This window comes from Psychrobacter sp. NPDC078409, assembly GCF_050268505.1.
Taxonomy (GTDB): Bacteria; Pseudomonadota; Gammaproteobacteria; order Pseudomonadales; family Moraxellaceae; genus Psychrobacter.
The window spans coordinates 59,440-72,402 of the sequence record NZ_JBNNGW010000001.1; the positions used below are offsets into that span (position 1 = coordinate 59,440).

General features: G+C 41.5%; 6 protein-coding genes. All 6 read left to right on the forward strand.

Going from position 1 to position 12,963, the window contains the following annotated elements; all coding sequences use genetic code 11:
- The first annotated feature begins 27 nt into the window (after positions 1 to 27).
- The 6 genes from ACQKC9_RS00180 to ACQKC9_RS00205 all read left to right on the forward strand — a co-directional run bounded on the left by ACQKC9_RS00180 (position 28) and on the right by ACQKC9_RS00205 (position 12,526).
- On the forward strand, positions 28 to 1,128 hold the full coding sequence (locus tag ACQKC9_RS00180) for a GTPase (protein ID WP_427620050.1): 1,101 nt from the start codon (positions 28 to 30) through the stop codon (positions 1,126 to 1,128).
- 97 nt (positions 1,129 to 1,225) lie between these two features.
- Positions 1,226 to 7,726 (forward strand): DEAD/DEAH box helicase, encoded by a 6,501-nt coding sequence (locus tag ACQKC9_RS00185; protein ID WP_427620051.1) that lies wholly within the window; start codon positions 1,226 to 1,228, stop codon positions 7,724 to 7,726.
- 10 nt (positions 7,727 to 7,736) lie between these two features.
- The gene (locus tag ACQKC9_RS00190) at positions 7,737 to 9,923 is read left to right on the forward strand and encodes a 3'-5' exonuclease (RefSeq protein ID WP_427620052.1); all 2,187 of its coding nucleotides are present in this window, start codon (positions 7,737 to 7,739) and stop codon (positions 9,921 to 9,923) included.
- A gap of 345 nt (positions 9,924 to 10,268) precedes the next feature.
- Positions 10,269 to 10,991, forward strand: coding sequence for a thermonuclease family protein (locus tag ACQKC9_RS00195; RefSeq protein WP_427620053.1), 723 nt, complete (start codon positions 10,269 to 10,271; stop codon positions 10,989 to 10,991).
- Positions 10,992 to 11,163: 172 nt separating this feature from the next.
- Positions 11,164 to 11,325, forward strand: coding sequence for a 3'-5' exonuclease (locus tag ACQKC9_RS00200; RefSeq protein WP_427620054.1), 162 nt, complete (start codon positions 11,164 to 11,166; stop codon positions 11,323 to 11,325).
- A gap of 10 nt (positions 11,326 to 11,335) precedes the next feature.
- Entirely contained in the window at positions 11,336 to 12,526 is a 1,191-nt protein-coding gene (locus ACQKC9_RS00205) for a hypothetical protein (protein ID WP_427620055.1), read from the forward strand.
- The last annotated feature ends 437 nt before the right edge of the window (positions 12,527 to 12,963 follow it).

The window sequence follows — 12,963 nt, forward strand, 5'->3', positions numbered from 1 at the left end:
TAACGTTTTTATATTAAGGGTATATATATGGTTGCTTCAAATGTTGAAAAAGAGTTTGATACGCAGTTAAATGATTTCACCAAAGCTAATGTAATGATCGTGGGTGGCACAGGTGTTGGCAAAAGTAGCCTTGTCAACTGTATTTTTGGTAAAGAGGTTGCTAAGGTTGGAAGTGGTAAACCGCAAACTAAAGGCATCAATATTTTTGATAATAAAGGGTCTCCAGTAGTTATCTTTGACACAGAAGGATATGAAATATTTGATGGAGAGATTAACAATAGTAACTTTAAGACAGTTGTTTTAGCCGAAGTGAATAGACGTAGTAAACTTGATTTAAAAGATCAGATACATCTGTTTTGGTATTGCTTATCGGTAGGCAATCATAGAATTACAGAGTACGATCTTGAAAATATTAAAGCTCTGAAAAGATTGGGAGTGGATTTAGCTATTGTACTTACTAAATGTGATACGGAAGAAATAGATGATAATGATGAAGGTGTAACCTCAAAAGTATTCAAAGAGATTTTAAGTAAGGAAGGAGTTGATTTAAACAATATTTTTGAGACTATTGCCGATGGTGATGAAAATTTAGAAATAGATAAGCTGATAGAGTGGAGTGTAGACAGGTTAACTGATGATGATTTGAGAGCTGCTTTTGTTGGTGCTCAGAAGAAAAGTCTTACTCTTAAAAATAGAGAAGCGAATAAAATTATTAATTTAGCTTCTATAGCTGCAGCAGGTGCCGCAGGACTTAATCCACTTCCTTTAGCTGATTCGTTTGTCTTAGTACCTATTCAAACTGGCCTAGCCATTAAACTGGCAAGTATTTATGGATTCACTTCGCTAGGTGAAAAAGTGATGGATTTACTTAAAGCACAAGTGGTGTCTTTAATCGGTAAACAGATTGCTACAAGTTTGACAAAGTTTATTCCTGTAATCGGCCAACTCATTAATGCTGGTGTAGCAGGAAGCTTGACTTTAGCAATAGGACATGGTCTTAGAACTATATATACCATAGCTTATACTGAATATTTAGAGACAGGTAAAGAGCCTGATTGGGCTTACTTATTTAACGGTATAAATTTGGATGCCTTGTTTTCTGAAGCTATGAAGAACAAAGAAGAATAATCAGTTTAGTTTACTTCTATTAAAATAATTAAATTAAATGAGTCAGTAGTTTTTGCCTAGTGCAGCTACTGAGTACATTTTAATAAAAGGACCATGCATGCTTCCTTCGTTAATCGCCCGTGAAATAAAATCTGAGCTAGAGAACTTTTTATCCAGTAGTTTTCCAATGACCACTGCGGGTTTTCAGGGGCAGGAGGAGCAGGGATTGATGGAGCGATTTTTACGAGATCCCCATCGCCCAAACAACCTATTAAAAGGCCCTTGGCTTGAGGTGAAGCTGCCGTTTCGAACAGCCAGACACTCAGCTGAGTCGCCATTGACCCAAGTCAAGCTTGGTTTTGCACCTTATATGCATCAGCAGCGTGCTTTTGAACGCTTGGCTACTCTGCAGCCGCAGTCGACACTAGTAGCAACCGGTACTGGCTCTGGTAAGACAGAGTGCTTTTTATATCCCATTTTAGATTATTGTTTGCAAGAACGCCGCAAGGGCATCAAGGCTATTATTATCTATCCTATGAATGCCTTGGCTACCGACCAGGCGCGTCGTTTTGCCAAAGAAGTATCGAGTCTGACTCCAAAGCTTACAGTTGGCCTGTTTACTGGTGATGGTGGCTCTGACTCTAGAGTTATGAGCCCTGATCAAGTCATTACCAATCAAGATGCCTTGCGTGATAATCCGCCAGACATCTTATTGACCAACTATAAAATGTTGGACTTCTTATTAATGCGTCCCAAGGACCAAAGGCTGTGGAAGCATAACCTCAAGACTCAGGATTTACTGCGCTACCTCGTAGTGGATGAGCTGCACACTTTTGATGGGGCACAAGGGACAGACCTTGCCTGTCTGATTAGACGGCTGCGTGACAAGCTGCATCTACAAGATAACTTGGCCTGTGTAGGTACTTCAGCGACTATTGGTGGGGAAAGTGCACGTAAGCAGCTAGCTGAATATGCCAGTGAGGTTTTTGCTACTAGCTTTGGCTTAGACAGTATCATCCTTGAAGACAGGATTACGGTTGAAGAGTATGTTGAGCAGTTTCGCGAAAACTCTTTACTTAATGCAGAGCAAAAACCAGAGCTTATTGTCGATTGGCCAAAAGCACTTGAAAAAGAGCTGCTCCCGGGCGCACTGACACAAGGGGTTTATTTACGTCGCCAAGCCAATTTATGGTTCAGTGTCGATCTTGCTTTGGATGTTGATGACCATGATTCCCATGAGTACAAAGCGGCCTGCGTTGCTTTGGGTGAGTATTTGCATCAGCACACGGCCTTTTTGAGCCTATTACGAGCATCAAACCAGATAGCAGACTTACGTCAACTGGCTGAGCAGTGGCAACAAGACTTTAATCTAAGCAGCACTGATTATACGCTGGCTTTATTAGACAGCTTAACGGCATTGGTTTCTACAGCACGTATCTGGGCAGATGATTCACAGCAAAAAGTCCGTCCATTTTTACAAGTAAGGGTACAGCTATGGTTGCGTGAGTTAAGGCGTATGTTGGCCAGTGTTAGCCCTGAGCCAAGACTGGTACACTCAGATGACTTGATTGACTCTACATCACCACTGCATTTACCTATCTTACATTGCCGTGAATGTCATTCTGCCGCTTGGGGTGCCATGTTACCTCAGGGAGAGCATGCGATTAACCCAGAATTACAACGATTTTATGCGGGCTGGTTCTCCCAATCACCAGACTCAGTCTTACTTTATCCCATTGCTGATAATGAAGAAACTCTAGATCAGCAGCAAGCTCGCGAAGTGTTCAAATTATGTACCGAATGCTGCGAATTGAATACGGTGCAACATAATCAATGCCAAAACTGTGAACAGCCCTTGCTCAAAGTATGGATCCCTAATCTGGTCAAACAAGTTGATCGCGATGGTCAAACCAAAAATATCCGCACGGATGACTGCCCGCGTTGTGCCGCTAGTGGCAGCTTGATGATATTGGGTTCACGAGCAGCAAGTTTGGCCAGTGTAGCTATTAGTCAAATCTATGGCTCTCACTGCAATGATGACCATAAATTAATTGCCTTCTCTGATTCAGTACAGGATGCAGCGCATCGTGCTGGTTTCTTTGGTGCACGCACTTATATGCAGACGGTTCGTCAGGCACTGGCTCATGTGGCTCGCAATGAAGGTGACAACATGGCGTTGTCACGATTTATTGATGAGGTGCCAAAATACTGGCAACGAGAGTTCAATAATGATGCAGGCTTTATTGGTACCTTTATAGCCCCCAATATGCAGTGGCTGTCTGGTTATCAGAATTTAATAGAGTCTAAAGGTACAGTCGTTAGTAAACCTTTACTTGAATTGGTTGCTCAGAGGCTTCGCTGGGAGGCTTTAACTGAATTTGGGTTGCGCTCAAGAATAGGACGTACATTAGAGCGCTCCTCGGTGGCTGTAATTCAGCCTGATCCAGATGCGTTAGAAGATTGTATAAATCAGATATTGCGCTACTGGCAGGAGGAGTTAGAGCAGTTTCGTTATTTAACGGTAGAGCAAGTTCGAACTTTCTTATTGGGTTTTCTAAATCGATTGCGTCAACAAGGCGCCTTTTATGATCCAATCTTAGACAGTTATGTAAGAGAGGGTGGCACAACCTATCTGTTGTCTCGTATTCCTTGGTTACCAGGCTTTGGTTTTTCATCAAAACCGCCTGCAGCACTAACCTTTACATCCATTAATAACAGCACACCCGTTAATAACAACTTTCAAAACCTAGTAGGTAGAGGTTCTCAGTGGTATCAAGATTGGTTCAATAAGACGATAGCTTTCGACAATATATTAGCCTCTGCTGAGTATGAACAAGCGGCACGTATTTTAATTAATACGCTTAATCATCATGACTGGTTGATAGAGAAAGACACAATCAAAGGGGAGGGTGCTTGGTTATTAAATACCGAATATTGGCAAGTAGTAACCTCGGTTGCAACGATTGCTTGTAATCGCTGTGGTAGCCGTCAAACAATCTCACTACAGCATCAAGCTAACTGGAATGGCATGCCTTGCCTACAAAGTGACTGTAAAGGCTTTTATGTACCCGTGAATAGCGGTCAGATAGGGCAGTTGGCTTATCGCACTTCACCCAAGCGTTTGGTAACCAGTGAACATACAGGACTGCTAGAAGGTAAGGATCGTTTGGCCATTGAGCAATCCTTTATTTATGGAGAAAACGCTTGGGACGTTAACCTACTATCGGCAACACCCACCTTAGAGATGGGTATTGATATTGGTGATTTATCCGCTGTATTGCTATGCTCTGTGCCCCCTGCGCAAGCCAACTACTTACAGCGCATTGGTCGTGCTGGTCGTAGTAATGGCAATGCGTTAGCACTCACTATAGCCAGTGGTAGTAATCATGATAACTACTTTTATGAAGACCCATTAGAGATGATTCAGGGGGATGTTGCTACTCCTGGTATCTTCTTAAATGCAATGGCAGTCTTGGAACGTCAACTCATTGCCTATTGTTTTGATAGATGGGTCGCAACAGGAGTCAGTGAAGATGCGATCGCTCCAACGATGGGCTCGGTATTAAACAGTTTGCAAGGCAAAGGAAAAAATACAAGCAATGGATTGGCCATCCAGAGATTTCCTAATAATCTGCTTAGTTTTATCGATGAGCATCAAGAGCAGATTTATAGTAGATTTATTCAGTTATTTAAAGAGCTGGATGAAGAGGGGCAAGCACACTTAAAGGATTTCATTGGCTTGCAATGCTCAGGCAATGGGCAGGGAAGAAAATCGCTATCTGGAGAACAAGCAGAGCATACGCCGCTAAGCTGGCGTATCGTTAATAGGCTAAAAGAGTTATTAGACAGCCGTGAGAGCCATAGAAAGCGCGCTGCAGATCTGAAGAAGAACTTTGAAGTGCTATCAAATCAGCCGGCAGATGATGCACGAGATCAGACGCTTGGGGACTTAAAACGAGAACGCGATGCATTGCTATCATTAATGGGCAGTATTAATAAACAGCCAACGCTCAGCTTCTTTACAGATGAAGGGTTGTTACCGAACTATGCGTTCCCTGAAGAGGGTGTTACCTTAAACTCAGTCATTGTGCGTAAAGTCGACCAAAAAGACAGGACTGGCTCTGATAAGTCTTCTGAGAAAAACAGTTATGAGCAAGTCTCTTTAAAATTCCAGCGCTCAGCACAAGCTGCGCTCAATGAGTTGGTCCCCGAAAATGTCTTCTATGTATCTGAACATAAGATTAGTATTGAGCAGATCGATCTGCGGTTGTCTGAGCCTAGTGAATGGCGGATGTGTCCTAGTTGCCACTACACTGAAGATATAACTTTATCGGGTGATAAGCACAGTGCATGTCCGCGTTGTGGTGATCCTTATTGGGCGGATATCCAGCAAAAGCACAATCTGCTTAAGTTACGCCAAGTTTATGCACGTGCTAACTCTCGCTATGACCGTATTAGTGATGACAGTGATCAGAGAGAGCCTAAGTTTTTTCAGCGTCAGTTATTGATTGATATAGATCCCATAAACTGTCGCAATGCCATGCGTATTGATAACCCTGAGCTACCTTTTGGTTTTGAATACGTCAGCACAGCTACTTTTAGGGAAGTAAACTTTGGCGAGCAGTTTGGAGAGTTTAATAGCTTCTCTGTCGCTGGCAAGAGCAGCTCAAGAAAAGGTTTTCAGATATGTAAGTATTGTGGCATGGTGCGTCGTAAAAAGCTTAAGAAAGGGCAGTTTGCTCATGCTTTAGATTGTAGGCTGGCACGTCCTGGTGCTATTGAGTCTGAAAATGACTGGTTTGAAAGCCTTTATTTATATCGTGAGCTTAAGTCAGAAGCCATCCGCATTTTATTACCTTTAGCTGACGTAGCTGAATCAGAACAGGCAAGATTGTCTTTCATTGCTGCTATTAATTTAGGGTTAAAAGAGTATTTCCATGGCGCGGTACAGCATCTTGAAGTCACTGAAATGCGAGAATCGAGTTTATCTGGTAGCAAACAGTACTTGGTGATTTATGATCGTATCCCTGGCGGTACAGGGTACTTAAAGCAGTTAATGGTATCTCCCACAGCTTTATTTACAATGTTGGAAAAAGCGCTGAACCATCTAAGTACTTGTAAGTGTGTGAATGATGAGAATAAAGATGGCTGTTATAGCTGTATTTTGGCTTATCGCAATAGTCATCATAGACAGGATATCTCACGACAGGCTGCGGTTAAGCTACTGACACAGATTCTGTATAACAAAGATAAGTTAGTGCCTATTGATGCTTTAAATGAGGTGCCGACCAATCATATCTTAGAGAGTGCTTTGGAAGAGAGGTTTGTTCAGGCGCTGGGCAAGCAGTTTAAAGTGATAAAAGAGCGTATCAATAATAAGCCTGGATATCTTATTGATACGGGATCAAGTATGTGGCAACTAGAGCCACAGGTTGAGTTTGGTAAAGATGATGGGGTGTTAGAAACCCGTGCAGACTTCGTGTTGCGTCCGCTCAAAGAAGCGGAACGTACTCAAGATAACGAGCTGATTATTTATACCGATGGTTATGAATATCACAGAGATATTGTGACAGATGACTTGCGGAAAAGACTCAGCTTATTACGCTCTGGTCGAAAAGTCTGGGTGCTTACTTGGGATGATTTGGATAATGAAAGTACGACCAAAACAGCCAGCCAGCCACATCTACTATTAGATTGTACAAAGGAGTCTAGCCCAGGTTGTCGATTATGGAATACGATTGCTCCGATGCACTCATGGAGAAACTTAAAAGAAATCCGTGGCTTATTAGAGCAAGGAAATTTTGAATGGCTGAAAGCATGGCTCACAAACTCGAAACAAACATGGCAAGAGCTGACCGAGTCTGCATTATGCTTGTCTTTCCTACAGCTGGTACCACGTCGACCACAGTTGGATGAGTTTGTTGCGAATCAGATAGCAAACAATACCAATTGGTATGAGGCAGTTGTCGACAGCTTACCGAGTGATCCTAGTAACTGGGGCGTTGTTGCAGATAAAGATAACCATTCTAATGCTTGGCATCTGCTCAGTTATATTGAAAAGGATCATATAGAGTCGTTAAAGACCGACCAGCCAATGATACACATTTTTATGAGTATCAATGATGCTGTATTCAATAGTCAGCGTTCTAAAGAAGTAAAAGAAACGTGGCGACGAATTTGGCAGGCTTATAACGTCTTACAGTTTGTGCCAAGATTTCATCCAGTCACAGAATCAGGTCTGCAAGTTGGCTTATTTACGGATTTACTGGAAATGGGTACGGAGCATCAAGAATCTATTGGAAGTACTACCGAAAACTATGATGTAAATAGAAATGCTTTAGATAAAGAGTGGGTTGATGTTCGTGAGCTCAGCGAATTAACGAATGATGAGATTACGTCTTTACAAAACCTTATAACAGTAGCGCCTGAAGTGGGAATTGACGTAACGAATGAAGAGGGTGCCACAATAGGTACCGCTGAGTTAGCATGGTTTGATCGTAATATTGCTGTATTTATTGAACCAGCCAATGAATTGCCAGAGTTAAAAGGTTGGTTACTTATTTCATTAGAGTCTGAAAACTGGTTAGAGCATTTAGAAACGGCGCTAGGCGCTAATTAAGGAGTAGAGTATGGCTAAGGTACAGCCCAAAGTAGCATTAGGGGACGGCTTTCTTCAGTCTTTTGCGAGCATTCCTCGTAAAAAGCAAAAAGCAGTAATGAACTTTGTCAGTAAGTTTCGTGCTGATCCTCGAGCATCAGGTATTAATTATGAAGTGATACGAAATGCTCGAGATCCCAACTTTCGGTCCGTACGTATTGATAGAGACTATCGCGGCATTGTACTTAGCCCAGAGCAGGGAAATGTTTATATCTTACTATGGGTAGATAATCATGACGATGCTTATACCTGGGCGGTGCGCCATCGTTGTCAAATTCATCCAAAAACAGGATCTCTACAATTATTTGAGGTGGAACATGAATTAGAGAATGTTGAGGAAGATGCACAATCCCCTGTTGTAGAAGCGAATGCCCTACAAAACCAGGCTGAAAAGGTGAGTGCACCTGTTGACTCAGCACCATTGTTTGATTTAGAAGACGATGTGTTATTAAGGATAGGTGTCCCGCAGGAGCGCTTAGCACTAGTACATTCTTTGACTAGCGAAGTGGAGCTAGAGAGAGTAGAGCGCCGATTGCCTATCGAAGCATTTGAGGCACTATATCTATTAGCAGCAGGGACGCCCTTAGAGGATATTGTTCAAGAATACTCGGTCTTAAAGTCCAAAGAGCCTGTAGACACGGAAGATTTTGAGAGAGCATTAGATAACCCAGCGACACAGCGTCGATTCCATGTTCCTGAAGATGAGCAAGAGCTAGGTCGTATGCTTAATGCACCTTTAGAGCGCTGGAGAGTATTCTTACACCCTTCACAGCGTCAGCTGGTAGAGCGAGACTGGAATGGTCCAGTACGAGTTCTAGGGGGTGCTGGTACAGGTAAAACGGTTGTTGCTATGCACCGTGCACGCTGGTTAGTTTCTCAGCCAGATTGGCCAAAAGATGCTCGTCTGCTGTTTACTACATTTACGAGTAATTTAGCTTTAGATATTGCAGATAATTTACGCAAGATATGCACGCCTGAGCAAGCCCAGCGCATTGAGGTAGTTAATCTTGATGCATGGGTCAGTCAGTTTGTTAAGCGTAATGGTTATCAATCTACCATTATTTACCCTGGTGGCAGAGATAGACACTATGAAAACTGCTGGAGCAAGGCAATTGCTTTAGTTCCTGGCGAGCTTGACTATCCTGATAGCTTTTATAAAGAAGAGTGGCAGCGGGTTATTTTGTCTCAGCAAGTGCGTAGTCGTCGAGAGTATTTTAATGCTAGTCGCATTGGTCGAGGTGTTGCGCTAAATAGGCGACAGCGAGCAGATATTTGGCCTGTTTTTGAGGAGATGCGAGAGCAGCTGGCGAGAGGTGGGTTTGTAACTGTAGAAGATGCAATGCACCATGCCCTAGATTTAATGCAAAGTGGTGGTGATAAACGTAGTTATCGTGCTGTCGTCGTAGATGAAGGGCAGGACTTTACATCTGAGTCATTAAAACTGTTACGCGCACTGGTTCTAGAGAATCAGAATGATATGTTCATCGTTGGGGATGCGCATCAACGTATCTATAAACGTAAAACAAGCTTTAGTCAGTGTGGTATTAATATCATAGGGCGTGGTCGTAAGTTGAAAATTAACTATCGTACTACAGAACTAATTCGTCGTTATGCGACTGCTTTATTAGAAAATGTAGATATCGATGATCTAGATGGTGGTATCGATAGTACAAATGACTACCGCTCATTGGTATTAGGCCAAGAGCCTGTTGTTCAAAATTTCACAGATATTGATAGTGAGATACAGTGGTTAGTACAGCAGATTGAACAGTTAAAAAATGAAGACGTTTCTCTTTCAGAGATATGTTTTGTTGCACGTACGAATCAATTATGCAAATCGTATGCAAATATTTTGCAAAGTCACGGAGTGCCTACTCATACACTTTCTCGCCAAAAGTCAGACGATCGATCTAAAGAAGGGGTACGTCTAGCTACCATGCATCGTATTAAAGGGTTGGAGTTTAGATGCGTCATGATGGTGGGTATTAATAAGGGAGTAGTGCCATTAAACATTGCAATAAATGCATCGGAAGATGTAGTAGAGCAGCGTCTATCAGATATTAATGAAAGGGCTTTATTTCATGTTGCAGCAACTCGTGCCGTTCGATATTTATATATTTCTAGCCATGGTACGCCGAGTGAGTATTTAGGCGGTTGAAGTCTAAGATAGGTTATCTTAGGGTTAAACCCCATTATTAATCGAGTCACCTGAATAATTTTGAGAATAAGAGATTGTCGATAAGCTATAACAAACGACGATTAGTAATAACTTTATATTCAGGATCTTATCTCATCGTGCTGTTGATGTTATTTGTTGTTGACAATGTTATACACCAAAATTCGTGGCTTTGTCGCCTAGTAAGTAAAAGTATTATTATCAGGAAATTGCTCGTTAATAAAAAATTTTCAGAATATCTACATTTGGTTAAAACCATTAAATTACCTAGCCTATTAAAAAGTAGTGATTAACGCACTATATATAAATCATAAAGACGAGAATTATATGAAATCAAAGATTAAGAGTGGTTTAAGCAATGCTCGAAATCTGACGTTACTTACATCTGTTATGTGTATCAGTCTAATCGGTACTGGTTGCGCTGATAAAGAAGTGGTGGCACAGGAAGTAGATGAGAGTACTGTCGATACAGTATTGGTAGTTGATGAAGCACCAGAGATTGTTGAGGTTATAGAAGTTGATACCAGTATCACCGATGAAGTTGATGATAAATCTAAAGTAGAGGCAGCGCCAGCCAAAGATTCAGATAAATTCAGCGATGATGCTGGAAAAAAGTTTTTGGTTACTGATATCAAAGTGATTGATGGTGATACATTTACAGCAACCAGAGAAAATGGTGCGAAAATCACAGTAAGAATGGCTGGGCTAGATGCGCCTGAAATTGGGCAAGATTTGGCAGAGGAGAGCGCTGAACAATTACGTGGCTGTCTCGCAAGCGGCAATGCGCTTATAACTGTGCAAGCAACCAATTCAATAGATGATAAAGGTAAAACTTTAGCAAAGGTTGAGTCTGCTGAGCTAAATTGCAATCAGCAGCAGATTGAAACAGGTATGGCTTGGATGTATGACAAGCATGATGAGGACTTAGCTTTGGAGGACTACCAGCTTTACGTATTCGCAAATAGAGCTGCACTAGATAATAAGGAAGGTCTTTGGGGTAATGCTGATGCAGAGAGACCGTGGGCATACCGTGAGCGTCTAGGTAAATAATATAAGAGCTAAAACCCTTTTTCTATTCATAGTTAATTTGGTGCTTACGCACTAAGATGGCTTCAAACCCCAATATGAATCACGCCGCCTGAATCTTACTAAAAATAGTAAGAATACGATAAGCCGTATCAGCAAATACCTAATTAGCTTTTTATAAATAATATAGGATAACGTGCGTATCCATAGTGACTTCAACGAGTCGTTCTTTAATGAGGAAGGTTCTGCAAAAGATGCCCTTAATAAAGAGTACCACCTATTATATGTGGCCATGACTCGCGCTAAGAAGAAGCTGTATGCCACTAATATCGCTAAAGTAATCGAAATCATACAGTAAGGGTAACGAGATGGCGTTTGTTTGCTTAAAAGACAATCAGACTATTTATAGTTTTCATTACGCCTTAAAGGACTGGATTGCTTTGAAAGAGGATAAGCACTCTTCTTTCAAAATGTCTTGTTGCAACACGCCCGCCATCCTTAAAACAAGTAAGCTTGGCACACAGTTCTGTTCTCATAAAGCCAAGCCTACCGATACGGATTGCTCAAGCGGTGGTGAAACGGCTGAGCACATACATATCAAGTACCTGGTAAGTAAAACTCTGTTCGAATGTGGTTGGGATGTGCAAGTCGAAAAACGCGGTGTATCAAGCAAGGGCGAGGAATGGATAGCGGATATCTATGCCATCAAAGGCAAGGCTAAGATCGCCATTGAGGTGCAGTGGAGCCCGCAAGCTTTTATTGAAACCAAACGTCGTCAACAGGTTTATAAAGACTCAGGTGTGAGAGGCTTATGGCTACTTAGAAGTGGCTCAATCAAAGATAGAAATGCCATTACCGGTGATTACTTGTACAAAACCAAGGATGTGCCAGTATTTTCGGTCTACAAAAACAAAAAAGAGCCTGGTAGCTCCTATAAGGTTTTCAATATCAATCAGGAAGATACCGAAGAGGGTTTGATTTATGATCGTTTTGAGCCGATTGCGCTGGATTTAGGGGATTTCATCTCTATGATGATGTCATCACAGATAAAGTTTTATGCAAAATACAGCCGTAGCACAGAATTGTTTTTAAAAATCATTAAGCAAAAATGTTGGGCTTGTAAGAGAAGCATGAATAGCGTGGCCGAGGTTGTTTATAGAAACACCAATTATGGGGTGCCTTATGAGGATCGTAGTTATAGCGGTCATATAACAGATTGTGACAGTGACACCATTCAGGTTATCAATAATAATCTTGCTCAGACCTATGGGTTTGCGCCTCTAAAAAGCATGTATAGCAAAACAATGGGCGGCAGCTTCATGTCTAACTCATGCCCGCATTGTGGTGTTTTGATGGGTAACTTCTTTACTGAGCGAGCATTCATTGAGGCCCGCTACCATAACCGCGTCATACAAACAGATAGTATCAATATTTCTAGAACACCAGTCATCGTACATGGCAAAGAAATGGAAGTCGACTTTGAGCGCGGTGAGTGGGTACTACTTAACACCTTACCTAAACAACCCCAATTTTCGCAAAGCCACCTGAGTATTCCGTAAAATATTAAAAATTCTGCTGAGTCATGTCAGGAGGCGTTTAGCAGCACTTTCATGTGTTAGGTTGCGTTGAATACACGGTTCTGTATTTTATTGAAGTTGATAATAGCATACCCAAGAAAATGCTGATATTGTCATCTGAGCAGTAGAGTTTACTTGATCTATGATTATAGACAAAAGTAAATCATTTCGTTATTTATTATATAACATACATACACCTATAGTTTTCGTAAAATAACCCGCAACATTAGGCGTCTAGCTTAATTCAAGTATTGAATAGAGAGTATGTAGGGCTAAATGGTGGATTCGACAACCAAAAAACTTATCAAGAAATTGTCAAACAATCACTGTCAGACTTTAAGCGCTTAAATCAATTCACTCGATTTTTTCTTAATTCTAAGATGAGGGCGTAAGATAGCAATAGTGTTATAAACAAATAG